This window comes from Balneola sp. EhC07, from assembly GCF_001650905.1.
Taxonomy (GTDB): Bacteria; Bacteroidota; Rhodothermia; order Balneolales; family Balneolaceae; genus Balneola.
Map to the genome: position 1 here is coordinate 44,234 of NZ_LXYG01000012.1, position 25,639 is coordinate 69,872.

21 protein-coding genes are annotated in these 25,639 nt (G+C 38.9%); 18 read left to right on the forward strand and 3 right to left on the reverse strand.

Annotated features, from left to right (window positions below; all coding sequences use genetic code 11):
- The first annotated feature begins 48 nt into the window (after positions 1 to 48).
- A complete protein-coding gene (locus A8B79_RS04470; protein ID WP_235603569.1) occupies positions 49 to 912 on the forward strand; it encodes an MBL fold metallo-hydrolase in 864 nt (287 codons plus the stop codon).
- Between the two features lie 20 nt (positions 913 to 932).
- Here the strand turns inward: A8B79_RS04470 and A8B79_RS04475 are convergent, their stop codons facing one another.
- Positions 933 to 1,403, reverse strand: coding sequence for a hypothetical protein (locus A8B79_RS04475; RefSeq protein WP_235603572.1), 471 nt, complete (start codon positions 1,401 to 1,403; stop codon positions 933 to 935).
- A gap of 83 nt (positions 1,404 to 1,486) precedes the next feature.
- Here A8B79_RS04475 and A8B79_RS04480 point away from each other — a divergent pair, with 83 nt between their 5' ends.
- The 12 genes from A8B79_RS04480 to cdaA all read left to right on the forward strand — a co-directional run bounded on the left by A8B79_RS04480 (position 1,487) and on the right by cdaA (position 17,881).
- Positions 1,487 to 2,086 (forward strand): TIGR04282 family arsenosugar biosynthesis glycosyltransferase, encoded by a 600-nt coding sequence (locus A8B79_RS04480; RefSeq protein ID WP_066218549.1) that lies wholly within the window; start codon positions 1,487 to 1,489, stop codon positions 2,084 to 2,086.
- Between the two features lies 1 nt (position 2,087).
- A complete protein-coding gene (locus A8B79_RS04485; RefSeq protein WP_066218552.1) occupies positions 2,088 to 2,768 on the forward strand; it encodes a TIGR04283 family arsenosugar biosynthesis glycosyltransferase in 681 nt (226 codons plus the stop codon).
- Between the two features lie 100 nt (positions 2,769 to 2,868).
- Positions 2,869 to 4,971 (forward strand): hypothetical protein, encoded by a 2,103-nt coding sequence (locus A8B79_RS04490; protein ID WP_153038347.1) that lies wholly within the window; start codon positions 2,869 to 2,871, stop codon positions 4,969 to 4,971.
- A gap of 11 nt (positions 4,972 to 4,982) precedes the next feature.
- On the forward strand, positions 4,983 to 7,670 hold the full coding sequence (locus A8B79_RS16275; RefSeq protein ID WP_066218560.1) for a T9SS type A sorting domain-containing protein: 2,688 nt from the start codon (positions 4,983 to 4,985) through the stop codon (positions 7,668 to 7,670).
- A gap of 63 nt (positions 7,671 to 7,733) precedes the next feature.
- A complete protein-coding gene (locus tag A8B79_RS04500; RefSeq protein ID WP_066218564.1) occupies positions 7,734 to 9,242 on the forward strand; it encodes a hypothetical protein in 1,509 nt (502 codons plus the stop codon).
- Positions 9,243 to 9,246: 4 nt separating this feature from the next.
- On the forward strand, positions 9,247 to 12,201 hold the full coding sequence (locus A8B79_RS04505) for a TonB-dependent receptor (RefSeq protein WP_066218566.1): 2,955 nt from the start codon (positions 9,247 to 9,249) through the stop codon (positions 12,199 to 12,201).
- Positions 12,201 to 13,199 (forward strand): PorV/PorQ family protein, encoded by a 999-nt coding sequence (locus tag A8B79_RS04510; RefSeq protein ID WP_066218572.1) that lies wholly within the window; start codon positions 12,201 to 12,203, stop codon positions 13,197 to 13,199. The genes A8B79_RS04505 and A8B79_RS04510 overlap by 1 nt, the downstream gene beginning before the upstream one ends.
- Before the next feature lie 5 nt (positions 13,200 to 13,204).
- Positions 13,205 to 14,485, forward strand: coding sequence for a hypothetical protein (locus A8B79_RS04515; protein ID WP_153038348.1), 1,281 nt, complete (start codon positions 13,205 to 13,207; stop codon positions 14,483 to 14,485).
- A gap of 37 nt (positions 14,486 to 14,522) precedes the next feature.
- On the forward strand, positions 14,523 to 15,722 hold the full coding sequence (locus tag A8B79_RS04520) for an alkaline phosphatase family protein (RefSeq protein ID WP_066218578.1): 1,200 nt from the start codon (positions 14,523 to 14,525) through the stop codon (positions 15,720 to 15,722).
- Positions 15,723 to 15,791: 69 nt separating this feature from the next.
- A complete protein-coding gene (gene fdxA / locus A8B79_RS04525; RefSeq protein ID WP_066218581.1) occupies positions 15,792 to 16,127 on the forward strand; it encodes a ferredoxin FdxA in 336 nt (111 codons plus the stop codon).
- 143 nt (positions 16,128 to 16,270) lie between these two features.
- On the forward strand, positions 16,271 to 17,053 hold the full coding sequence (folP, locus tag A8B79_RS04530) for a dihydropteroate synthase (RefSeq protein WP_066218584.1): 783 nt from the start codon (positions 16,271 to 16,273) through the stop codon (positions 17,051 to 17,053).
- A gap of 12 nt (positions 17,054 to 17,065) precedes the next feature.
- Positions 17,066 to 17,881, forward strand: a complete 816-nt coding sequence (gene cdaA, locus A8B79_RS04535; protein ID WP_066218587.1) for a diadenylate cyclase CdaA — start codon at positions 17,066 to 17,068, stop codon at positions 17,879 to 17,881.
- On the opposite strand, the gene A8B79_RS04540 is transcribed toward cdaA, so the two are convergent.
- Positions 17,882 to 18,493: a hypothetical protein gene (locus A8B79_RS04540; RefSeq protein WP_066218590.1), complete on the reverse strand. Its 612-nt coding sequence runs from the start codon at positions 18,491 to 18,493 to the stop codon at positions 17,882 to 17,884.
- A gap of 137 nt (positions 18,494 to 18,630) precedes the next feature.
- On the opposite strand from A8B79_RS04540, the gene scpA reads away from it, so the two are divergent.
- The 3 genes from scpA to A8B79_RS04555 all read left to right on the forward strand — a co-directional run bounded on the left by scpA (position 18,631) and on the right by A8B79_RS04555 (position 22,984).
- The gene (scpA, locus tag A8B79_RS04545) at positions 18,631 to 20,775 is read left to right on the forward strand and encodes a methylmalonyl-CoA mutase (protein ID WP_066218592.1); all 2,145 of its coding nucleotides are present in this window, start codon (positions 18,631 to 18,633) and stop codon (positions 20,773 to 20,775) included.
- Entirely contained in the window at positions 20,772 to 21,743 is a 972-nt protein-coding gene (gene meaB, locus A8B79_RS04550) for a methylmalonyl Co-A mutase-associated GTPase MeaB (RefSeq protein WP_066218596.1), read from the forward strand. Before scpA ends, meaB begins: the two co-directional genes overlap by 4 nt.
- Positions 21,744 to 21,820: 77 nt before the next feature.
- Positions 21,821 to 22,984, forward strand: a complete 1,164-nt coding sequence (locus A8B79_RS04555; RefSeq protein ID WP_066218598.1) for an acyl-CoA dehydrogenase — start codon at positions 21,821 to 21,823, stop codon at positions 22,982 to 22,984.
- Positions 22,985 to 23,030: 46 nt separating this feature from the next.
- Here A8B79_RS04555 and A8B79_RS04560 read toward each other — a convergent pair whose 3' ends face one another.
- Complete coding sequence (locus A8B79_RS04560) at positions 23,031 to 23,768, reverse strand: formylglycine-generating enzyme family protein (protein ID WP_235603573.1); 738 nt, start codon at positions 23,766 to 23,768, stop codon at positions 23,031 to 23,033.
- Between the two features lie 117 nt (positions 23,769 to 23,885).
- On the opposite strand from A8B79_RS04560, the gene A8B79_RS04565 reads away from it, so the two are divergent.
- Positions 23,886 to 25,145, forward strand: coding sequence for a PAS domain-containing protein (locus A8B79_RS04565; RefSeq protein ID WP_066218601.1), 1,260 nt, complete (start codon positions 23,886 to 23,888; stop codon positions 25,143 to 25,145).
- Between the two features lie 52 nt (positions 25,146 to 25,197).
- Entirely contained in the window at positions 25,198 to 25,626 is a 429-nt protein-coding gene (locus A8B79_RS04570) for a SufE family protein (RefSeq protein ID WP_066218604.1), read from the forward strand.
- Positions 25,627 to 25,639 lie beyond the last annotated feature (13 nt).

Genomic DNA, 25,639 nt, shown 5'->3' on the forward strand with positions numbered 1-25,639 from the left:
AGTGATAGTTAGATTTACTTATTATTACATTTAACAATACGTTGATATTTGGAAAGCAACATCAAAATAAAACTTTGGGGAGTAAGAGGTTCAACGCCATGCGCTAACCCTGAAAATATGAGGTATGGTGGTAACACCTCTTGTATTCAGATATCAATTCCTGGAATGGACGAGTTGCTTATCGCCGATTGTGGTACAGGTTTTAGAAACCTTGGTAATGAATTAGACTCTAACGGAAATAGCTTGATGGGACGTGTATTTATTACTCATCCTCATTGGGATCATTTGCAGGGATTTCCTTTTTTCAAGCCATTCTACGATCCCAGAAACCGTTTTGAAGTGTACATGCCTCCTCAGGATGGGATAGGATGTAAAGAAATTCTTCAAGGACATCTGTCGAACACCTTTTTTCCCGTTTCTATTGATATGCTCGAGTCAGAACTTGATTGCATCACATTTGAAAAAGAGAAACTGAACTTCACTAATTATACCGTTGAGTTTATGTGGGCAAATCATACTGTGCCAACAGCAATTTTTAAATTTACCATTGGAGAGTCCGTAATCGTTTTCGCTCCTGATAACGAGCTTCCTGTTAATATAGATTCTGATAACAAAGCGTTTGTAGATGAGTTCCGGGCTTTCGTAAAAGGAGCTAATGTTTTAATTCACGATGCTCAATTTACCAAAGAACAACATTTGGAAAGATTAGGTTGGGGACATTCGAACTGGGAAACAGTGATTGAATTGACGAAAGATCTCGGGATAAAAAGGTTGTGTTTATCTCACCATGACCCGGATCATAGCGATGATACTCTGGACAGGATAAATTCTAAAATTGCGAGTATCAAAGGTACTTCATATGTAGAAGCAACGGTGATACAAGAAGGACAGGAATTATACCTGCCCAACTAAATATCATTAAATGATGATTCTTAGAAGTAGTATCTGATACCAATTCCACCATCAGCATCGCCATCTGTATCCGGAATCAAATTAATTACCGGAGCAACTTCCAAATAGAATTCTAAGGGAGCTTCAGGTGCTAAATATGACAAACCGAGTGGGATACGTGCTCCAAAAAAAGTATCGTTTGAAAATATCGCTCGAGCACCGATACCATAAAAGAATGCCAAACTACCTTTTTCAACTTCAAGAGGCTTATGCCATTGATGATCAGCGTGCACGTAAATATCATCATTCCCAGATAGTGACCAAGCCAAACCAACATCAAATGCTGTATTTTGACTGGTCCATGATTTAAGCGTAATTCCGGTTGGTTCACCGATCATTACACCTAGTCCGGTTTTCCCCGCATTGGTATTTTGAGCAGTAGAATCGACGGTTAAAAGGCCTATAAAGACTAAGGTGAAAATTAGAAGAAACGATTTTTTGATTGTTTTCATTTTTTGGTTAGTTAGTTCGTATTCAAAGAGTTAAAGGATATATTTAAGATTTTAGTTCCAAATATTAACAACAACTAATACTCGTGAAAAACAAGAAAATCGTCGTATTTGTAAAAAATGCAGTTCCGGGAAAAGTGAAAACACGTTTGGCCAAAACAATTGGGGACCAAGAAGCACTGGAAGTATATTTGAGATTGCTGGAGATCACAAAAAGAGAGGTTTTAAAGGTTGATGCGAATAAAGAAGTTTGGTATGCATGGGATATTGGTAAAGATGATATTTGGGAGGAGGAGCTGTTTTCTAAAAAGATCCAGATTGATGGTGATCTTGGAGAAAAAATGAAAAATGCATTTGAGGATTCTTTTAAAAATGGCCGCAATAAAATGGTGTTGATCGGTAGTGATTGCCCAACTTTAACAAGTAAAATTATAGAAGAAGCTTTTGCCAAGCTGGATGAGAATGATGTTGTTTTTGGGCCATCAGAAGATGGAGGATATTATTTAATCGGAATGAGTTCGTACAAGCCTGAAGTTTTGGAAGGTATTGACTGGAGTACAGAAAGAGTTATGGAGCAAACAGAATTAAGAGCTCAAGAGAATGAAATCAAACTGGCTAAACTGCAGGTGCTGAATGATATTGACAACGAACATGATTGGAATGAGTATTTAGCTAATCTTGATTAGAATGGTCAGCATTATAGTTCCGGTTTATAATGAAGAAGCAGGTTTAAAAACATTTATTTCATACCTGCAGAAACACACTTCTGGTGAAAGAGCTGAATTGATTTTTATAGATGGGGGAAGCACCGATAAGACTGTAGAAATCTGTAAGGAATTTGGTATAAAAATATACACATCACCAATAAAAGGAAGAGCGTCACAAATGAATTATGGTGCGGAAAAAAGCACCGGCGATATATTATACTTTTTACATGCAGATTCACTGCCTCCGAAAAACTTTATCAAGGATATTTTGAAAAGCATTGACGAAGATTATATAGCAGGTTGTTATCGTCTGGCTTTTGAACCGGAACTTCCATTGTTAAAGCTGTATGCCTGGTTTACTAAGTTTGATTATGATCTGTTCAGGTTCGGAGACCAAAGTCTTTTTGTAACCAGAAAAGCGTTTGATAAGGTGGATGGTTTTGATCAAAGATTGAAAGTGATGGAAGATCAGCAGATTGTAGTTGACTTGAAAAAAGAAGGGAAATTTAAGATTATGAATAACTCAATTATTACTTCTTCCCGCAAGTATATGAAAGTAGGGATTTTAAAACTTCAGCTGATATTTACAATTATCGTAATTTTTTACTATTTAGGAGTGAGTCAAAAGGTTATGGCAGATTTTTACTCTAAACAAGTTTAATAACGTGTTATCAAACTGTAAAACCTTCAATTCTAACTTCGTTTAAGTTAGAATTTTCTTATAATTGTGCTCATTATAATCGTTAGCAATTTATCCTTATTTGAAGAAGTTAATCCTACTCCTGTTAGTATTCCTGATTCCATTGTGTGTAACCGCACAAGTTCCATTTGAAAGAGCCGAGACGGACGCCGGAATTATAGGTTTATCAATTACAAACTTTGGAACATTAGGTAAACCTGATGTCCGAAATAACCCTGAAAGTGGATCAAGTATGCGCTTTCCAAGATCTACGGGAACTGAACATTTGTTCGAGGCCGGAATCTGGATAGGTGCTGACGTTGGAGGGCAAATCAGGTTATCTTCATCTTCTGTGACGAATCCTGCAGGATACTCCAGAGGCGCAAGTGGTTTTGAATTTACCTCTGAATCGGTTATTACCCGTAGGAGTTCGGATCCTGATAACGAATTCTTTTCTGTATCGGCAGTAAGTGAGCGTGATATTTTGGCAAGTTTTACAGATCGAAGAAGAAGCGTGAATGGAACCGAGATAACCGGACATGATAACCCGTTGTTTACAGATGTGAAATTAGAGAGCTACAACTGGGGTTTTCCTTTTACTGAAAATTTTTCCATTCTTAAATATGATATTACAAATAACAGTGATATCCATGCACTTCCCGAGACTTGGGATAGTGTTTATGTTGGAATGTATGCTGACCTGGTAGTGCGAAATGTAAACAGTACTACTGAAACCGGAGGAGCCTTTTTCAATAAGAACGGTGTTGGTTTTATGGATTCACTGAATACCATGTATGCATTTGATGCAGGTTCACCGGACGACCCCAGCATTAACACATATGGGGCTGTTTCTATAGTTGGGGCGGAGTACAGAGATTCTTTTTTCCATCCTGATAATCCTGACACGCTGGATGGCAAGTTTACGGAAACCGGGTTTAATGTTCCTGATCTGGGACCAAGTTATTGGTTGTTTAGTGCCGGAGCCGGAGCTTTCACAGCGCCTTCAAACGACAATGACCGTTATGATAGAATGGCTCAGCAATTTCCATATGAAGATAATGAGAATGCGTTGAGAACAGATGGTCAAAGCGGTAATGGAAATTATATTTCATTTATTTCCATGGGACCTTTTCCTCAGGTTGAGCCGGGGGAAACAATTACAGTATATTTCGTTTTTAGCGCTGCTTTAAAGCCGGATCAATTTCAGGGGCAAGCGGGCAAGTCTGTTGATAATGAAGATTCCAGAGTAGAGATGGTGAGCACTATAAACTCAGCCAATAGTGTATTCAGAGGCGAAGATAAAAACAAGAATGGAGTTCTTGATCCCGGTGAAGATACAGATGGAAATGGTGAATTAACTCGATATCTGTTTCCAACTCCACCTGATAACCCAAAAACAAAAATTGTATTAGAGGCGGGTAAAGTTTCTATTTATTGGGATAAAACGGCTGAAGAGTCTGTGGATAGAGTATCAGGAGAAATGGATTTTGAGGGGTATCGTGTTTATAGTTCAGATCTGGGGCAGGACATAAATCCAAACGCTCGATTGATCAGAGAATTTGACAAGCCAAACAACAACATTGGTTTTGATGTGGGCTTTAATGAGGTTGAACTAGATGAGCCGGTTACTTTTGAGGGAGATACAGTTGAATATTACTATCGCTACGACCTGACTAACTTATTAAGTGGTTGGCAATATCAGGTATCAGTAACCGCTTTTGACAGAGGAGATTCTGAGTTTGGAGTTGAAAGTTTAGAAACCAGTACAAATTCGAATGCGGTTCGTGTATTTCCCGGAACGCCTGTAAACGAAAACTTTGGTGATGATGGGTTTGAAGTAGGGGTTTATCCAAATCCTTACAAGGTAAATGCAGCATGGGACGGACCAAATGAAGGAGACCGAAAACTTTACTTTTATAATCTTCCATCAAAAGCAGAAATAAGAATTTATACCATAGCAGGAGATATAGTTGCAGAATTAGATCACGATTCTGAAACATACAATGGAGATGTTTCCTGGTTTGATGATTTTAGTGACGACCCAAGAGTGCTTCCCGGTGGTGAGCATGCATGGGATCTGCAAAGTGAAGCAAACCAAATCTTAACAACGGGTTTATATCTATTTACCGTTAAAGATTTAACTACTGGAGAAATAGAAAAAGGAAAACTTACAATAATCAAATAATACTTATTACTATGAAAAAACTGATACAATTTTTTGCAGTTGCTATGTTAGTAGCTTTGCCGATGTTTGTGCAAGCTCAGGACACAGTTTCTGTGAAAGAATTAAATACGTACGATGGACTTACTGAGTATTCGCAAAATGCTCTGCAAGCGCACCCTTTAAATGGGGTTACGGTAACTTATACCGGTGTAATCGTTTCAAACCCGAAAACGTCAGGTAATGCAACACCTAATGATACCAATAGTGACGGTGTAATCGATGACATTGGAAGAATACATGTTTTCATTACTGATACTGCTGCTGTTACCCAAGGTAGAGCAGGAATGTCGATTCAAATTGTAGAGAGTGATTATGAAATACTGGAAGGTTTCCAGAGAGGCGATGTAGTTACTTTTGTAGGTCGAATGACATTTTTTAACTCAACGGTTCAAATGACTGCTGATGAAGCTTCTCTCCAGGGAACTACATCTATCAACTTTCCGGAATACGCAGAATTGCTGGATCCTTGGGAAGTAACTGTAGATGAGCTTGTTACTGCAAATGGCGATGGCACTTTTCAGATGGATATTGAAAGCTATCAAAAGTATAACAATGCTTATGCAAAAATTACCGGTGCAACCGTAAGTAATATTTCGCTGGGAAGCAGAGTGGACTGGGCATTAAATCAAAATGGTTCAAGAATTTACATGTATGATATCTCTCTTCGTTTCAGAAATGACAGAGGCCTAGGATATTTACCGGATTGGAACTATAGAAGATTACCGGGTCTTGAAGATGGATCTGATGGAAACTTTGAACCACCTGCAGCAGGAGCGGTTGTAAACGTAAGTGGATTCTTAAATCTGCAAGGTGATGATCCTGATGGAACGGTTGCAGCAAACCAAATTTCATGGAGCATGAGTCCGTTTGAAGATGGTGTTCTTTGGACAACCGATGACAATTCAGGAGAGCCGTTGAGATGTGTGGATGGAGAACTTTGTAATGGTGAAACTCTAAATTGGCCAAGTGATGTTGAAGTTGTGGGTCTTCCTCCAAGTTTCAGTAATGCTGCACTATCTGACTCTACTGTAACCTCTTCAGATGCTGTTACTGTGAGTGTTGATATTACTGCTGATGGTGCTGCTACTGTTACAGGTGCAAATGTTGTGTACTCCAATGGAGACACTACAATTACTGCTGCAATGACAAATTCAGTGGGTAGTACTTATGAGTTTACATTGCCTGCTTTCGATAACTTTACACCGGTTTCATTTTATTTTGAAGCTACTGACAGCGAAGGTTTAACCGGTAGAGATCCTATTTCCGGAAACTATGGTTTCTTTGTACAGGATGAGCCTATCAATTCTATTGCTGTAATTCAAACTACGGCTGATGGAAAAGCAGGTGCAAGTCCACTTGAAGGAGCAGGACAACTTCCGGTTGATATCTCAGGAATTATTGTTTCTGACAATTCTGATGGAGTTATTATTCTTCAGGAAGCTGCTGCAGCATGGAGCGGAATTTTCTTAGAAAGAACTTCTGCAACACAAGCATTAGTTAAAGGAGACTCTATTACTGTAACATCTGCTCAAGTAGCTGAAGCTGCGGTTGCAAGTAACTCTTTAACTCTAACTCAGCTTGTAAATCTTGAATTTACAGTTAATTCTTCAGGTAATGATACGGAACAGGTAATACCTGTGATAAGTTCTGATACAGTTCAGGCTCTGCAAAATGGCGGTGAACTTGAGAACTATGAAGGTATGGTTGTTAAGTTTGAAGATGTTCAGCTTACAGCAAGAGGTTCTTTTGGTGAGTATACTATGCAGAACACTGATGCTGATTCTTCAAATGGCGCCATCTTTAATGAAGATATCAGATCAACTGCTGTAGGTAACACTCAGGCAAGAGGAGATTATAATGAGTCAGTAAGAGAAGGCAAAACTATGGATGCTTATGCTGTAGTTGCAGCTTCTTTCGGAGCTCCTAAATTCCACCCTAGAACTGCCGCTGATCTAGTTACTGAAGACAATAACTCATTTAAACCATTATTAGACTTCTCCTTAACCGGGCCGGCTGATAGTGCAAGTGTTGTAGTAGATACGGAGACCATTGAGTTTACATGGAACTCAACGACAGATTATGATGGAGACGATGTAACTTATGGGTGGAGACTTTATAGCAACGACACTACCTCAGTTCTTTTAGATCTTGAATCGAATTCTGATGGTACTGTGAATGCTTCATCTCCAACTTTTGAAGCAGTCGATGCAGCACTCGTTGCTCAGGGACTAGATGTTGGACAGTCAGCTGATTTCTTATGGACTGTAGTAGTATCTGATGGTTCAGATACACTGCAAGTAAGAACTGATTTCTTTGCAGACTTTTCAGCAATGTTCAGAGTTGTTACTTTGGAAAGAGGATTGCTTACTTCAAACGATTTTGAAGAAGGAACGCCTAACACTTTTGCTTTAGAGCAAAACTATCCTAACCCTTTTAACCCAACAACAAATATTAAATTCGCACTTCCTAAAACGGCAGATGTGACTCTTACTATTTATAACATGCTGGGGCAAAAAGTAAACACACTGATCAACGAAAAAATGACTTCCGGATTCCATATCGTACCATTTGATGCAAGTAACCTATCAAGTGGAATGTATATTTACAGAATTCAAGCAGGTTCATTCACTAGCACTAAGAAAATGCTATTGATCAAATAAGTATATTTTGAAATGGAGCTACCTTATTCTAGGTAGCTCCTTTCTTTTTTAATAATTTATCTCTTGAAAACACACGTACTTTTACTTCTCTCTTTATTTTTAACTTCCGTTTATTTTAATGGTTGTGATGACACTATAAGCGGAGAACTTGCAGAAAACCAACCACCATCAACAAATTTGACTGTAGAAAGGATAAATCGCGGAAGTGATTTTCGTTTGTCCAGCCAAATTCAAATTTCTTGGTTCGGTAATGATCCCGACGGATTTGTTGCAGGTTTTGAATATGCTATCAATGATACTTCAGAAAGTAATTTCACTTTTACCACTAAGACAGATAGTATTTTCATTCTCCCTATTACCCCCGGTCAACAAACGGATGATGTTTTATTTAAGGTAAGAGCTGTTGACGATAAAGGACTGGCAGATCCGGTAGGAGCATCATTGGTTTATCCAATAGTGAATTCTACACCTCAGGTATCTATCAATACTAATCAATCACCACCTGATACATTATTTTCGGTTTCAAGTTTTGGGTGGAATTTCAGCGACCCTGATGGAATATTAAATCTTGCAAGTACAGAAATTGCTATTAACGATACTATTAATGGTTGGACTGAAATCCCTTTTACAGAAGATGATGATGGTCAACTGTTTATCTCTCTTGAAGTAGATAATACAACTTCAGGAACCACCGATGCACAAGTCTTTTTGGGAAGAAGCTATTCAACTCTTCAGGCAAATGGAGAAAATTTAACCATTCCGGTTAATGTTGGAGCTCGAAATACATTTTATGTAAGAGCGGTAGATGCAGCGGGTTCGGCTAGTGAAATAGATTCTTTATCATGGTATATAAAAGAGCAAACATCCAATACATTGTTCTTAAATGATTTCTCAGGTCCAAGCTCATCAGACAAACAACAATTTCATTTAGACTTATTACAGCAAAACGGAATTTCACCGGATATATGGATTATTAATGATGGAGAAGTTTCACAAGATAAGGTAGCCCTTTCTAGTGCATTTCCGACAGTAATTGATCCAACTTTAATAAAGACACTTTCTAAATGGGATCATGTATACTGGATCTCAAATGACTTGGATAGAAATATTACATACGCTCAGGAAATATTAGATGAATTTTTTGATAACGGAGGTACTTCGTTTGTAAATATTCCGATGAAGAATTTAGATAGAGAAGATCCTGTTTTTAATTTCTTACCAGTGGATTCAATTCAAACAGGGCAATTTCTGATATTAGAAGATTCCTTGGTGACTCCAACCAATGTGTCAATATCAAATACTCTAAGGGTGGAATCAGGTTCATTTGCTTTAAGTGGGGTGTTTCCGATCAAGGGAGTAAATGGCAGTACAAGTTTATATCAGGCTAATTTTGTAAGAAGAACAGCTACAGGTGGTGTTCGTCCTTATAATGATTATCAGTTTGTTACTATTGAAAACGCAGAAGGCAACCTTATTTACTTTAGTCTTGACTTGTCAAATCTGGATGGCAATAACAACATTAGTAATATGATACAAGAAGTAGTAATAGATCGTTTAGGCTTTAAACAATAGAATTATGAAAAATTTATACAGTTTATGTACAGCCTTATTTGTGTTTGCAGTTAGTACATCAGCATTTGCGCAAACAGGTGGAATTAAAGGAATAATTACTGACGCTGAGACGGGAGAAACCTTAATTGGTGCAACGGTACTTATTACTGGAACTAGCTTTGGTACAGCTACCGGTATTGATGGAGATTATGAAATTGATAACATTCGTCCGGGTGAATATTCAGTAAGAATCACGTACATCGGGTTCGAAACAGTACTTTTAACGGCAATCAAAGTTGAAGCCGGAGAATTTACAGAGCTTAATTACAAGCTAAAGCCTAAAGTTTTGACTTCAGGAGAAGAAATAGTTGTAATCGGAGAACGCCCTATTTTTGATGTAGAAAAATCGACTACTTCTTCAACTATCTCAAGAAAAGATATTGAAGCAGCTCCGGTTAGAAAAGTAGAGGACGCGGTTTCGCTACAGTCCGGTGTAATTAAAGATCCAACGGGTTTATACATTAAAGGTGGTCGTGCTTATGAAACCGGCTATGTAGTTGACGGAGTTTCGGCACAAGATCCTTTAGCGGGAACTGGTTTTGGTCTGGATCTTGGAGCAAATTCTTTCAGCAATATTGAAGTAATAACCGGAGGTGTTGGAGCTGAATATGGAGATGTTACTTCAGGTGTAGTTTCTGTAAAAACCAGAAACGGTGGAGATAATTACGAAGGAAGCTTTTCACATAAAAGAGATAATTTCGGTTCCAACGTAATGGACCATCAAGCTAATTATTTTCAGGATGTTTACGAATTAAGCATTGGTGGACCCGGAATTCTTGCGGAGAAAATATTACCAAAGCTGGGACTTGATCTGCCCGGAAAAATCACTTTTTATGCTACAGCTCAAGTTGCTTTAGAAGATGGATATACTAAATTATCAGCTGATCAGATCCAGTCTTCTATTGTAGGTTCTGATTTTTGGTCGCCTCGTCAGGGAAATCGTTGGAATGGTATGATGAAACTTACCTACAATATAAAACCCGGAGTGAGGTTGCAGGCTGCTTATCAGCGATCCCTCACGATCAATCAAAACACCAGGATGCTTCAGATCACAGGTGCGGATACTCAGGTTCAGCCCGGTTTCCAGTTTGCATTTTCGAATGGGTTTTTGGACAATGCCAATACATATACTCACGATTCAAACCTTTCGTATTTAAAGTGGACTCAAACACTTTCGACTTCTTCTTTTTATGAAGTTCAGGTAAGTAGATTATTTACTCAATTGCGTGCAGATGCTAATGGGAGAAATTGGAGACCTGATATTGTAGATGGTGAATTTGATCCTGAAAGTATTGTGACTTTTCCGGGAGATGAATTTGAAGGAACAGGTGACTTTACTTATATCTTAGCTGGCCCCGGATATTTTAATAACGGTGGAATTGCGACGCTGTGGCACGACCATTTTGCTGAAGAAATTACAGTCAGATCAAGTTACACTAAGTTATTTGGTGGACAAGAAAATCAGTTGGTGATAGGAATTGAGTCAAAGTTCAATGATTATCAGTGGATTGACATTACCCGTCCTTGGATCGGAGCTCCAATCAGAATTGATGAAAATACGGTTTCAGAAACTTTCAGAGTTGGAGAAAATTTTGATGCCTGGAGAGTAAAGCCAAAACGAGGAGCCTTGTTTATTACAGATAAGATTCGTTACAACGGATTGATTGCAAATATTGGTGGTAGATTCGAATATTGGGCTCCGGGAAGATATGTGGATGAACGAGTGGAAGAAGCGCTTGATCCGGATGTATTTTCAACGATCCCAACATTTGTTGCAGAAGAGTATCAGAAAGACAGTAAAGAAATACTTGGCCTGAGATATAAATTTATTTTCTTGCCTAAAATTAATGTGTCTTTCCCTGTAAGAGAGAATCAGGTATTGTTCTTTAACTATGGGCATTCAGCAAGAATCCCTCACCCGAGTTTTGTATATGCAGGTTTAGATCCATTCTTTCAGGATCAGTCTGATCTCCCAAGTTTAGGAAACCCGAATCTTAACAGAGAAGTTGATATCTCGTATGAGATCGGTCTCAGAAATCAGATCACATCAAATGATGCATTGAATATTTCTGCATTCTGGAGAGATAAATATGATTTTGTTACTTCACAAAGTATCCGGGTAAATGATGTTGACGGCAGACCAGTTACCAAAGCATTCAGAATAAATGGTGACTATGCAAGATCTCGTGGTGTTGAAATCTCTTATCTGAAGCGTTATCAAGATCTGTTAAGAGGTCAACTTTCAGTAACCTATAGCCGAGCAGAAGGATTGAGCTCTACTAATGATGATAACCTGAGTGGAATTTCAGGAAGTCAAAACGTTGGAAATAACATTGAAACCCCTCTTGCCTGGGACAGACCTTTTGATGTAAAAGGAAATGTTACTTTTACTCATGCCAGAGAAAAAGGGATATTAGACAGCCCTGTGTTAAATAATTTTCAGATATTTCTTTCTGCGGTATGGAGAAGTGGAGCGCGGTATACTCCTTATGAAAGAGTTGGTACAGAAAGAAATCCTATAACCGGAGAAGAAAACTGGAGACCAATTTATGAGCAGGTTAACGACCCTGCACAAAGATACAGTGAAGTTGGTCCGGCTTGGTTTTACATGGATTTCAATCTACAGAAATGGTTTACAATAGGAGAAACCCGGATTTCAACCTTCCTTGAGATTTCAAACTTCTTGAATAATAAAAGCGCAGTTGTTATAAATCCGGTAACCGGTGAAGGTTATAAGAACTACCCAAGTAACCAGTCCGAATTAGTAGCACTAAGAGATGACAGATCATACGATGTGCCTAATGGTGTTCGTGATCCAAGATATTTAGATCCAACAGACAACGGATTACCTAACTACGAAAACCCCGCAAACTTTTTACAACAAAGACATATTGTCTTTGGCCTTTCAATCAACTTTTGATGAAAAATTACTCTAAACTTATTTCGTTTTTTATAGCCGGACTGATCTTATATCCTGGTGCGCAAACATTTGGTCAAACATCTTATGGTGATGATCGATCGGGAACTGAAGGCTTTCAGTTTACCAAAATCACAGTGGATGCAAGAAGTGCAGGAATGGGGAATTCCAACATGGCTGATGCTACAGATGGATCCAGTTTATACTGGAACCCGGCAATGGCTTCAAAAATAGGTACTTCGTTTGCAAACCTTTCCCACACCTCTTACTTAGTTGAAACGAGTCAACAGTACTTCAGCTATATTCATAAATACAACGATTTCGCTATTGGTGGTTCGGTTCAATATTTCACATCAGGAGATCAGAAGGTAACAACTGAAACACAACCGTTTGGCGATGGGCGTACTTTCAGAACTCATCATCTTTCTGCCGGATTAACAGGTTCTCACAAGATCACAGATCTTTTTAGTTATGGAATATCCCTTAGATACTATTATCTGAATTTCTATGATGTAACGTATCAAACTGGAGCCATAGATTTCGGTTTTTCATACGACGTTGGTGATACAGGATTAAGGTTTGGTGTGAGCGTAAACAACTTCGGTTTTGAAGCATCACCTGATGGGGAAGTAACAAACTCATCACCTGATGGAGAAACTACACAGGAACCTGAAACTGAACTTTCATTGCCAACACGTTTTATTATTGCTGCTGCTTACGACCTGTACGAAACTGAGCAGAATAAGCTTGTAGTAACGGCTCAGGTCAATAACCCAAGTGATAATTCGGAAGAGCTGAATATTGGTGGCGAATATAGTTTTATGGATCAGTTCTTTTTCAGAGCCGGATATGAATTCGGAAATGAAGAGAGAATTCTTCCGAGTTTTGGAGCAGGAATTAAAGTTCCATTTTCAGGGAAAACACTTAAAGCTGATTATGGCTTTACTAATTTTGATCGTTTAGGAACAATACACAGAATTTCGTTAGGATTTAGTTTATGAGAGCAATGAAGAAATTAGGATTTTTATTAGCACTTTTTGTTGTTGCAGGAGTAGGTTGTGACAATATCTTTGGTTCCAAGAATGACGAAACAAATGAAGAAATTTTCGACGAAGGAAAGATAGATCCGCGCCTGGAGAACGTAGATGGTTATGCTCCTGTACTTCCTTTCTGGGGAGAGTTTGATGCACCAAATGATGTGCATATTGGCTTTGACACTTTTGTATATGTTACCGACAATGAAGGTGTTCATTTGCTTGACAGAGCAGATCTTTCACCCAGAAGGACCATACAGTTGCAAGGGGCTAATGCAGTAACTCAGGATCGCTTATTAAACATTTATGTATCAGCACGAATTGATACAACGATCGACAAAAACGGAACACCAACTACCTTCAATCTTCCGGCTGTCTTTAAGATCAAGAATATGAATGGGGCCGGTGATATTCAATTTGTTGACACACTCATTTTTCCTTTTGATGATGCCAGCTTAAGTACTTCAGCTGCACAAAATGCCAGACTGAATAAAAGCTCATCAAATAATTATGAAAACGTTGAAATTACGGGTTTAACAATTTTAGCTGATAATTCTGTTTACATATCCCGAAGAGGACCCCAGAATAATACCAATCAAATTGCAGCACCGGATAATACAGTTCTTGAATTTGCCAGAATTGAAGTGAATGGCGTGCCTACAAATAAAATGACTAACGTTCGTCAGATCACTACGTTGAATCCAACTAATCCTTCACTTAGAAGTGCTGTTCGATTAAGTTCTGTAGCTTCATTTGTTACCCCTCCTCAAAGAGATCGGTTAACTGATGACAGAAGCTTTTTAATTGCTCAGGCTTCTCAGGCCCAGGATATTGATTTCAGAGTTCTTTGGATAAATGCTGTAGAAACGACTGATGGGCTGATATTTGAACAAAACTCGTCACTTCTTGCTCAGGACACTTCTCAGGCAAATGGGTTTTTATATGAACCCGGAAAATTTCAATTGCCTACTGACATTGCATTTTCCGGTGATGACGATGCTTTTATTTTTGTTGTTGATTCTGAAACCGACTCGCTTTATCAGTTTCAATCTAACGGACAGGAAGGAGTTAATCCTCCGGTTGGAGCTGATGCGGACAGCAAGAAAATAATCGTTTCGTTTGGTGGAGAAGGAGCGGGTCCAAAGCAGTTTATGAACCCAAGTGGAGTTGCTTACTACAGAACTATCGTATATGTAGCAGATACAGGGAATAACAGGATCGCCCGATTTAAACTAACGACCGATTTCGAATAATCTATCACTTAAGTTGATCTTCTTTCATTCAAAAACAATGAAAAATTTTCTATTAGCACTTTCGGTTTTACTTCTATTTGGTTGTTCACCTGAAAAAGAGCAACCACAGGTATTACTGATTTCCTTTGACGGATTTCGGGCAGATTATTTAACGAAAACAGAAACACCAAATTTTGATCGCCTGATCAAAAATGGTGCAACTGCAGATGGTCTGATACCGATCTTCCCAACGAAAACCTTTCCAAACCACTATGCCATTGCTACGGGTTTATATCCCGAGAACAATGGATTGATCGGTAACAACATGTATGATCCTGAAATGGATGCCAGATATTCTATGGGGAACAGAGATGCAGTTGAAAATCCGGATTGGTATTTGGGTGAACCGATTTGGAATACGGTAGAAAAAGCAGGGAAAAAGGCAGGAACAATGTTCTGGATAGGGTCCGAAGCTCCTATTCAAAATATGAGACCGAATCATTGGAAAAGTTATGACGGAAGTATTGCTAACGAAGCCAGAATTGATACTGTGGTTAATTGGATGACCCGCGAGCAAGATCCTGTAGATTTTGGAACACTCTATTTTAGTTTTGTTGACAGCCAGGGACATCGTCACGGACCGGATTCAGAAGAAGTAATTGAAGCTATTAAGCAGGCTGATGAGTTAGTTGGATATTTAATGGAAAAGCTGGAAAGCAACGAGTCCATTAATTTAATGATCGTTTCAGATCACGGGATGATCGAAGTATCGCCATCAAGAAAAGTTACTTTGGATGACTACATCGACGTGAATAAAATTGAGATCATATCGTACTCTCCTGCACTCATGTTTAATGTAGAAGGTGAAGGCGAGGTAGAGGCTTTTGAAAGCCTGAAAAAGAACGAAGAAAATTTCAAAGTATATCTCAAAGAAAATATTCCGGACCGTTATCATTTAAAAAATAATATCAGAGTTCCGGAAGTTCTTATGGTCGCTGATGAAGGTTACACGATAAATACGAAGCAGTTTTTTGAATCAAGAGGTAATGATTATCCAAGTGGTGGCGCGCACGGTTTTGACAATGCTAATCCCAAAATGGATGCGATCTTTGTAGCTTATGGACCTGCATTCAAAAAAGAAGTAAAGCTTGGTCGCTTCGAAAACATTCATCTTTATGAAGTTATGGCGAAAATATTGAATATTGAACCGGCTCCGAATGATGGAGATATTGATGCTGTTATGGAGATACTTGAATAATTTGAATTGCATCTAATGCTTCAGCCTAAGATATTCCGAATCATCTAATGAAAATACAAAAATAACATAATGCCCTACATTGTAACTGAACCTTGTGTTCAATGTAAATATACTAATTGCGCTGCTGTTTGCCCTGTAGACGCTTTTCGGGAAGGACCTAATTTTTTGACTATCGATCCCAACGAATGCATTGATTGCGATGCATGTGTTTCTGAATGTCCGGTAGAAGCTATTTATCCGGATGACGAAGTACCTGAAAAGTGGGAACACTATATTGAGCTGAATGAACGTCTTGCTGAACAGTGGGAAGACAGAGTAATCAATGAAACTCAAGACGCGCTCCCTGATGCAGATGAATGGGCAACCAAAGAAGATAAATTAGACGAGCTTCAGGAAGAGTGGTAGTTTTACGTCATTCCGAACTTGTTTCGGAATCTTATACTTTTTGAAGCCTTGATTAAACATTAAAGATCCTGAAACAAGTTCAGGATGACCTATTTTTATTTGACATCTCAAAACTTGATTTAAACTTTACCACTCCCCAAATAATGGGGATTATAAATGCCACTCCGGATTCTTTTAGTGATGGTGGTAAGTATATCCATGTAGAACGCGCACTCGACAGGATCCATATTATGCGCAGAGATGGAGCTTCTATCATTGATATTGGTGGCGAGTCTACCCGTCCGGGATCGGATCCGGTTTCTGAACAGGAAGAAATAGATCGGGTTATTCCTGTTCTTGAAAAAGCTGCACAGACATTCCCTGATCTCGTTTATTCAATTGACACAACCAAGTTCAAAGTAGCTGAAGAAGCACTAAAAGCCGGAGCCGGTATAATAAATGACGTAAGCGGGTTACAGAAATCTCCCGCTATGGCTGAACTGGCAGCCAAGCATGACGCAGCCTATGTGATAATGCATTCTCAGGGAGATCCAAAAACAATGCAGGATGCTCCAAAATACGATAATGTGATAGAAGATTTACTTCAGTTTTTTGAAAACAAGATCGCTTTTGCCCGGTCAAAAGGAGTTCAGGAAATAATTATTGATCCGGGTATTGGCTTTGGTAAAACTCTGGAGCATAATTTAAAATTACTCGCCCACCTTGATAAATTCACAAAAATTGGCGTTCCTGTGTTAATTGGAGCATCACGAAAATCGATGATCGGAAAAATTCTGGATGAGAGACCTGCTGATGATCGGTTGATCGGAACGGTTTCAGTTCACTATGATGCACTCATGAAAGGAGTAAAAATACTTCGTGTGCATGATGTTAAGGAAGCTTCCGATTCATTACGTATATTCCAAGCAATTCAATCACAACGCTAGACGGCCACTACATTGTTTCCCATCGGATTTTTAGAATTCGGAATTAAGGATTTCATCGAAACCCTCATTATTGCAGGGGTTCTGGTATATCTGTATCGATGGATTAAAGGGACTTTTGCAATTCAGGCTACCATCGGGATCTTTTTTGTGATCCTGATCAATTTTATAATTCGTTTACTGGGTTTTGAAACGATCAATTTCATTCTCAAAAGTATTCTGGATGTAGGTATTCTGGCGGTATTCATTCTTTTCCAACCGGAAATCAGAAAGCTTTTATACAGAATTGGTAATAACACTAGCTTCGATCGCTTCTTTACCAGAACGGGATCTAATGAAATGATCGATGAGGTAATTGATGCCACTAAAAAAATGGCAAAAGACAGAACCGGAGCGCTGATCGTGTTTGCCCGTTCTTCTTCGTTGCAGGACTTGGTAGATGCCGGAGTAAAAATTGATTCTGCGGTAAAAGCCGAATTACTTACCACAATTTTTCAGAAAGACACCCCACTTCATGATGGTGCGGTGGTGATCCGAAGCAATAGAATTGTAGCTGCCAGTTGTTATTTACCCATCTCACAAAATCCGAATATTGCTCAGTCTTTTGGTACACGTCACCGTGCAGCGGTAGGAATAAGTGAAACCAATAATGTATTAGTATTGATCGTCTCTGAAGAAACAGGACGTGTTTCTCTTGCCAGAAACGGAACCCTGAAAAGTGGATTAACCATTCAAAAACTCCGTGCCGAAATGGAAGAAATCTTCGGAAAAGGCGAGTTTGATTCAGATCTGAGTTTTGGTACTTCCCAGACTGAGATGAATTTGAAGTGACTATCTGTTTATTAAAAGATGTTCTCTTACACCTCCCTCTAACCATTGTCTTATTCCAATAATTTCATCTTCATATACTGCTAAAGAGTTTTGCTCAATTATAAGAGTGTCAACCACATTATTAGATAAAAAGTAAGTACCTTTATTAATGATGAAAGCTTTTCTATCCAGTAAATGATAGTGAGTTCCTGATGTGCTGTATTCCAAATTTTCCATTTCGAGCGAATTTTCGTTCAAACCAACTTCAGATCCAAAAATAATAACAGTTGAAGTATAATAGTTAAAGTGATCAGAGTTCGGTGGAGGATCGTATTTCAAAGAATATATTTCTAAGTAATAGTCATCGTATCCGTCACTATTAAAATCATAAACCTGAAGATGAGTTTGAGAAGTCTTTTCTAAATGAATAATAGAACCCTCAAAAGGATTTACTTTATTGAATAAATCGGGTTTTGGGAAATCATCAGGAAATAATTCGTAACCTGGATAAAATTCCTCTAAATAATTTTCGATTTCTTCTTCAATACTTTGATTATTTGAGGTCGTGCAACCTGCTATTCCTAGAAAAGAAATCAAAAAGATAAATGAAATATTTTTTAATAAAGTATTCAAAAGTCGCAGTTTTTATATTTCTTAAGGTATATAATAATACTCTGGTTATACACATTCACCTCAAATTCTCTTTTTACTTTCGAAAAGAGAAAACCTTACATTAGTTCAGATAAAGGTTTCCATAAAAAACTAACTCCATGTCAGATAATAGTTCCGGTAAAGAAAATTGGAAGAAAGGTGTAGAAAAGCTTTTAAAAGGTGATAAAGCAGAATCTTTGAACCGACAAAGTCCTGAGGGTTTTGAAATTCAGGCATTGTACGATTCAGAAGATGTTTCGAACAGAAATGTCGATCCGGGATATCCGGGAGAGTTTCCTTTTACGCGCGGACCGTATTCCAGTATGTATACACAGCGTCCATGGACGATTCGTCAATACGCCGGATTTTCAACTGCAGAAGAATCGAACAAATTTTATCGTCAGGCGCTCGAAAAAGGGCAAAAGGGGCTAAGTGTGGCTTTTGACCTTGCAACGCATCGGGGCTATGATTCTGACCATCCACGGGTAGTTGGTGATGTTGGTAAAGCCGGAGTTGCCATTGATTCAGTGGAAGACATGAAGATTTTGTTCGACGGAATTCCTTTGGACAAAATGTCCGTTTCCATGACTATGAATGGAGCAGTGATTCCGATCATGGCAGCGTACATAGTTGCAGCAGAAGAACAAGGAGTTTCAACAGAGAAATTAAGTGGAACTATTCAGAACGATATTCTGAAAGAGTTCATGGTTCGCAATACTTATATCTACCCTCCGCAGGAGTCTATGCGATTGGTTTCGGATATCATCGAATATACCAGCGAAAAAATGCCTCGCTTTAATTCGATATCTATTTCCGGATATCATATGCAGGAAGCCGGAGCTGATTCAGCGCTTGAATTGGCTTTTACGCTGGCTGATGGTTTGGAATATGTTAAAACAGCGGTGGAAAGCGGTTTAGATGTGGATGCTTTTGCCCCACGATTATCTTTCTTTTTTGCGATCGGAATGAACTTCCTTATGGAAGTGAGCAAGCTCAGGGCTGCCAGAACACTTTGGGCAGAATTGATGAAAGAACATTTTGAGCCAAAGAATCAAAAGTCATTGATGTTGAGAACACATTGCCAAACATCAGGTTGGTCATTAACTGCTCAGGATCCATTGAATAATGTGGTAAGAACTACCATCGAAGCTATGGCAGCAGTTCTCGGCGGAACTCAATCGCTACATACCAACAGTTACGACGAAGCAATTTCTCTGCCGACAGAAACGTCATCCAGAATTGCCAGAAATACACAGACCATCATTCAGGAAGAAACGGATATCACTCACACCGTTGATCCGCTCGGAGGTTCGTATGCAATAGAATCAATGACTCATGACCTGAAAGAAAAGGCTAAGACCATCATCAATGAAGTGATGGAAATGGGCGGAATGGCAAAAGCTATTGAAGAAGGTTATCCTAAACGAAAGATCGAAGAATCTGCGGCCATCAAACAAGCCGGAATTGATAAGGGCGACATCACCATAGTTGGTGTGAACAAATACGTAAATGAAAAAGAAGATCCGGTGGATATTTTAGATATCGACAACACCGGAGTTCGGGATGGGCAAGTTGATCTGATCGATGAGATCAAAGCTAAGCGCGATAAGGTAGCAACTAAAGAAGCCTTGTTGGCAATTACCGAAGCGGCTAGATCAGGAGAAGGAAATATTCTGGATCTTGCTGTGGAAGCAACAAGGAGAAGAGCTACTGTTGGAGAAATATCTACAGCACTTGAGCAGGCCTGGGGAAGACATACCGCCACCAATCAAACCATAAAAGGAGTGTACGAAAGCGTGTATAAATCGGATAAAGGATATCAAGAAATAAAATCAAAGATCGATGCATTTTCCGAAGAAGAAGGTCGCCGACCAAGAATTTTAGTAGTGAAAATGGGACAGGATGGTCACGATCGTGGAGCTAAAGTAGTTGCAACAGCATTCGCGGATATGGGTTTTGATGTGGATGTGGGACCATTATTCTCAACGCCGGAAGAAGCCGCTAAGCAAGCCATTGAAAATGATGTACATGTGATTGGTGTTTCCACTTTGGCTGCCGGACACAAAACGTTGATTCCTGATCTGGTAAAAATCCTCAAAAAAGAAGAAGCCGGAGATATTATCATTGTGGCGGGTGGTGTAATTCCTGTTCAGGATTATGATTTTCTTTATGAAGCCGGTGTTTCTGCAATTTTTGGTCCCGGTACGAATATTCCGAAAGCTGCTTCAAAAGTAATTGATGAAATCAGAGCTAAAAAAGCATGACCATTGACGAACTTGCAAAAGGGGTTCAGGAAGGAAAACGGCGACATTTAGCCAAAGCCATCACTCTGGTTGAAAGTAATCGGGAGGCAGATCAACAAACTGCTCAGGATCTGATCAGTAAAGTAAGATCAGCTAAGGAAACCATTCGGGTTGGTATTTCCGGAGTTCCGGGAGTGGGAAAAAGTACATTTATAGAAGCACTTGGAAATCTGTTGATCGAAGAGGGTTTGAAAGTTGCGGTATTGGCTGTAGATCCAAGCAGCCCTGCAACCGGAGGAAGTATTTTAGGTGATAAAACCAGGATGGAGACGTTATCCTCAAAGGATGAAGCCTTTATTCGTCCTTCGCCGACTTCCGGCACATTAGGCGGTGTTGCAAAACGAACCCGAGAGTCCATGATGTTGTGTGAAGCCGCAGGATATGACGTGATCTTAGTGGAAACTGTGGGAGTAGGTCAAAGTGAATTTGAAGTAGCTTCCATGGTGGATTGTTTCTTGGTGTTGATGTTGCCAGGAGCCGGAGATTCACTGCAAGGCATCAAAAGAGGAATCATGGAGATCATTGATATACTTGTGATCAACAAAGCGGATGGTGATCAGGAGAAGATGGCGAAAAATGCAGTTACGGAATATCAAAACGCATTTCATTTACTTACTCCAAAGTACGATGGAATTGGAGTGGACTTTTTGACCGTGAGCTCCATCAAAAAGAAAAGAATTGATGAAGCCTGGGAGAAAATTCAGGGGTTTATTTCTGCATTAAAAGAGAAAGGAATTTTCGAAGCTCAAAGAAAAGAGCAGGAACTGAACTGGTTTAAACGATTGGTAGAAGATGAAGTGTTAAGGAGACTCTGGGGATCAGAGACAAATAAGGAAAAAGCAGCAGAGCTTGTTGAACAAATTAAAAAAGGAGAGATAACTCCTGTAAAAGCTGCCTATGATTTTTTGAGCTCAGAAATTAGCAGATAAACACAAAAACAGTAGCAGAAAAGCGCTTACAATTCGTATATTTAAAATCTTACAACCTTCAAAGCAGAATATTTTTAATGGAAGCAACAGAACAACTGGTACCACCCCTAACTACTCTAACAGAAGACGAGCAATTATTAAAAGATGCCGCAGCTGATTTTGCCCAAGCCTCAATAAAGCCTTTGGTAGAGGAAATGGATGAAAACGCTAAGCTTGATCCGGGTCTTATTAAGGAATTCTTCGAGATGGGTTTAATGGGAATTGATATTCCTGAAAAATATAATGGTGGCGGTGGTACTTTTATGATGTCTGTTGTTGCTATCGAACAGATATCTAAAGTGGATGGATCTGTGGGTGTTTTTATGGATGTTCAAAATACATTGGTAAATAATGCCTTCGTAAACTATGCATCTGATTTTTTGAAAGACAAGTATTTGCCACAGCTTGCCACAGAGAAAGTGGGAGCATATTGCTTATCTGAAGCAGGATCCGGAAGCGATGCTTTTGCGTTAAAGTGTAAAGCTAAAGAAGATGGAGATTCTTACATTCTGAACGGTGCAAAACTTTGGATCACAAACGCAAATGAAGCAGATATTTTTATCGTACTTGCCAATGTTAATCCGGAAGCTGGATATAAAGGCATCACCGCGTTTGTAGTAGAAAGAGGATTTGAAGGTTTTTCAGTTTCTAAGAAAGAAAATAAACTGGGAATTCGAGCTAGTTCTACTTGTGAGATCCTGTTAGAAGATTGCAGAGTTCCAAAAGAGAATGTTTTAGGTGATGTTGGGAAGGGATATAAAGTTGCCATTGAAACCTTAAATGAAGGAAGAATTGGGATCGGCGCCCAAATGGTAGGTATTGCGCAGGGAGCTTTTGATGCTGCTTTGGGATACATACAGGAACGGAAACAGTTTGGCAAAGCTATTGCTGAATTCCAGGGAGTTCAGTTTCAATTAGCACGTATGGCAACCGATATTGAAACAGCTCGTTTGCTGGTTTATAACGCGGCCAGAATGAAAATGGCCGGACAGCCTTTCCTTAAAGAAGCTGCAATGGCAAAATATTATTCATCTGAAGTTGCTGAAAGAGTAGCATCTATGGCTGTGGATCTTTACGGTGGAAATGGATTTGTTAAAGAATATCCCGTTGAGAAATTTTACAGAGATGCCAAGATCGGAAAGATCTATGAAGGAACTACGAACATGCAACTTATGACAATTGCTAAGTTGCTGCTTCGATAAGTGAGTGAGTAAAGGGAGCTTCGGCTCCCTTTTTTATTTCTATGAGTTAATCATCGGCGCACCTGAATCCTATATCTTCAGAGCGAACATCTCTTAAAGTTCCGGTTCTCCAATAAGTTCGATTGGCAACCATATTTTCATAATAACTTCCGCCACGAATGATACGAACAGCGTCTTCGTCCAGACTATGTTTTCTTTCAGGCATAGAATAGAATTGATAGTAGTCACCGATCCACTCAAAGACATTGCCACTCATATCATAAATACCCAGATCGTTGGGTTGTTTTGTTCCAACTTCAATTGATTCACTTCGGTCTTCATCTTTTGTCAGAGCTACAACATAAATCGAATCCAGAGTTGTTGCACCTGATACCACTTGATTCTTTCCACCTGACCTGGCAGCGTATTCCCATTCTGTTTCAGTAGGTAATCGGTATCCAAAAAACTCACAAAAAGCTTTTGCTTCGTCCCAGGTAATGTAAGTCACTGCTCGGTTACCCCTTTTTTCCAGATCAGACTCAGGTTCTTTGATCTTAGTTTTCTCAGCGAAGTAGTCAAACTGCTCGTAGGTAATTTCATATTTACCGATCTTAAACCCATCAACTTTTACCTGATGAACAGGTATAGCATCTGTGTTTTTACCTTCATAAAAATCTCCATAGGCAAAAGAACCTCCTTCTACTCGGATCAGCTCCGGTTTGTAGTTTTTCTTCTCATTTAGTTTGAAAAATGAACATCCCGAAAGAGAGATCAACAGAAAGTAAATAAGTAGCTTTTGTAACATAGAAATTTAATATACTATCAAGATAGTATAATGTAAAAAATTTCTGCTTTAGAATGGAATGGTTTAAAGTATTGAATAGTTATAAACCTAAATATACCCTCTATAAACACTATCGCAATGAGTATAAGAGAATCTGAAATTCTTGAATTAATAAAATCGTGCAGTAAAGACAAAGCTTCCGAATCAAAATTGGAGAGTTTGTTTTCTGAGATCCTGCAAAAATATGATCGGACTAAGTCTCACTTGTCGCTTCTGGAGAACGCAACCAAGCATGATTACGATTCCATCTTAATAACAGAATTGAACTTAAAAGAACCCGGACCGCGTATTGTATACGTGAACGATGGGTTTACTAAAATGACGGGTTATTCCAGAGAAGAAGTGATAGGGAAAACACCAAGAATTCTACAAGGAGAAAAAACTGACAGACATGTTTTAGATCGTTTGAAAAAAAGGTTGATAGATGGGCAGGCATTTTTCGGGCATACTGTAAATTACAGAAAGGATGGATCGGAGTTTATTAATCAGTGGGACATTCACCCTCTTACAAATTCAGAAGGCGAGATAACACACTGGGTTTCTTATCAGAGAGATATTACGGAAAGACAAGAAACCAGTAAGGTGCTTTTTGATGCCACAATAGATTTTGAAGAACTGGAAGAAAACTCTAAAAGAACCTTTGTGGATCTTGACATACAAGGTAACATCATTTCCAGCAATAAATCTTTTCGGGAGATTTTAAAACGAGATGTGGATGAACTTAAAGAGATAAAAATATGGGATTTAGTAGCCGAGAAAGACAATGCCGAAGTTAAAGATCTTTTTCAGGATTTTGATGCTGATGTAATTTCTGAAGACAATTACACATGGGAATTTAAAAGTGATGGCGATCAAAAATTGATGCTGGAAGCTGATGTTAAATCATTTGTAAGCAGCGATCATACCGTTATCAGAATTCACTTTGATAATGTTTCTTTGAGAAATCGTGTTATCGAAACACTGAAGAAAAAAAGTGAGAACATTGAAGACTTGCTCAAAAGTCATGATGAGTTCGTAATGAAGTTTAAGAAAGATGAAAATGGCGAGATCTACTGCAGTTATGTTTCAGAGTCTTATCAGGATATTACAGGGCTATCGCAGGCAACTTTGTTGGATCAGGGAATCGAATCCGTAGTTTCAAAAAAGACAGCGGATATTATTAGAGAAAGCCTGACCAAAGCTTTTGGTGGAAAGCGGTGTTCCGAAAAATGTGAGTATGTAGGGAAAAATGATGGCACTATTGCTATGATACAATCATTCAAGCCAATCGTAAACGAGAAAGAAAATAAAGTGGAAGCAGTAAAATCTGTAGCTCTTTTAGAATTAGGAATAGACTAAGAAATAAAGCTCTGAGGGTTAATTTAATGCTCTCCTTTCATTACCTTTAGGTATGGATATACAAGAAGTACAGGAAAGAATAGTTAAAGAGTTTAGTTTATTTGAAGACTGGACCGAGCGTTATAAATATATCATCAAACACGGCGAAAAGCTGGAAGAATTGCCTGATGAATACCGTGTTGAAGGTAATTTAGTTAAAGGCTGTCAAAGTCAGGTTTGGCTTACTGTTGAACTGGATGGCAATAAACTGATTTTTAAAGCAGACAGCGACGCCGCAATAACAAAAGGTTTGGTTTCTTTAGTGGTGAGATTATACTCTGGTCAAACACCTGAAGCGATATTGACTACAAATCCGGAGTTCATTTCTAAGATCGGTATGCAACAGCATTTATCGCCCACAAGAGCTAACGGCTTGGCGTCCATGGTGAAGCAAATGAAAATTTATGCCATGGCTTACAAATCAAAGTTGCAAACGTCTTGACCAATAGAGAATA

Bases quoted from the DNA above. Each gene is read 5' to 3' on its own strand.
- A8B79_RS04475 (WP_235603572.1), bottom strand. From the start codon at position 1,403: ATGAAAACAATCAAAAAATCGTTTCTTCTAATTTTCACCTTAGTCTTT.
- A8B79_RS04485 (WP_066218552.1), top strand. From the start codon at position 2,088: ATGGTCAGCATTATAGTTCCGGTTTATAATGAAGAAGCAGGTTTAAAA.
- A8B79_RS16275 (WP_066218560.1), top strand. From the start codon at position 4,983: ATGAAAAAACTGATACAATTTTTTGCAGTTGCTATGTTAGTAGCTTTG.
- A8B79_RS04505 (WP_066218566.1), top strand. From the start codon at position 9,247: ATGAAAAATTTATACAGTTTATGTACAGCCTTATTTGTGTTTGCAGTT.
- A8B79_RS04510 (WP_066218572.1), top strand. From the start codon at position 12,201: ATGAAAAATTACTCTAAACTTATTTCGTTTTTTATAGCCGGACTGATC.
- A8B79_RS04515 (WP_153038348.1), top strand. From the start codon at position 13,205: ATGAAGAAATTAGGATTTTTATTAGCACTTTTTGTTGTTGCAGGAGTA.
- A8B79_RS04520 (WP_066218578.1), top strand. From the start codon at position 14,523: ATGAAAAATTTTCTATTAGCACTTTCGGTTTTACTTCTATTTGGTTGT.
- fdxA (WP_066218581.1), top strand. From the start codon at position 15,792: ATGCCCTACATTGTAACTGAACCTTGTGTTCAATGTAAATATACTAAT.
- folP (WP_066218584.1), top strand. From the start codon at position 16,271: ATGGGGATTATAAATGCCACTCCGGATTCTTTTAGTGATGGTGGTAAG.
- scpA (WP_066218592.1), top strand. From the start codon at position 18,631: ATGTCAGATAATAGTTCCGGTAAAGAAAATTGGAAGAAAGGTGTAGAA.
- meaB (WP_066218596.1), top strand. From the start codon at position 20,772: ATGACCATTGACGAACTTGCAAAAGGGGTTCAGGAAGGAAAACGGCGA.
- A8B79_RS04555 (WP_066218598.1), top strand. From the start codon at position 21,821: ATGGAAGCAACAGAACAACTGGTACCACCCCTAACTACTCTAACAGAA.
- A8B79_RS04560 (WP_235603573.1), bottom strand. From the start codon at position 23,768: ATGTTACAAAAGCTACTTATTTACTTTCTGTTGATCTCTCTTTCGGGA.
- A8B79_RS04565 (WP_066218601.1), top strand. From the start codon at position 23,886: ATGAGTATAAGAGAATCTGAAATTCTTGAATTAATAAAATCGTGCAGT.
- A8B79_RS04570 (WP_066218604.1), top strand. From the start codon at position 25,198: ATGGATATACAAGAAGTACAGGAAAGAATAGTTAAAGAGTTTAGTTTA.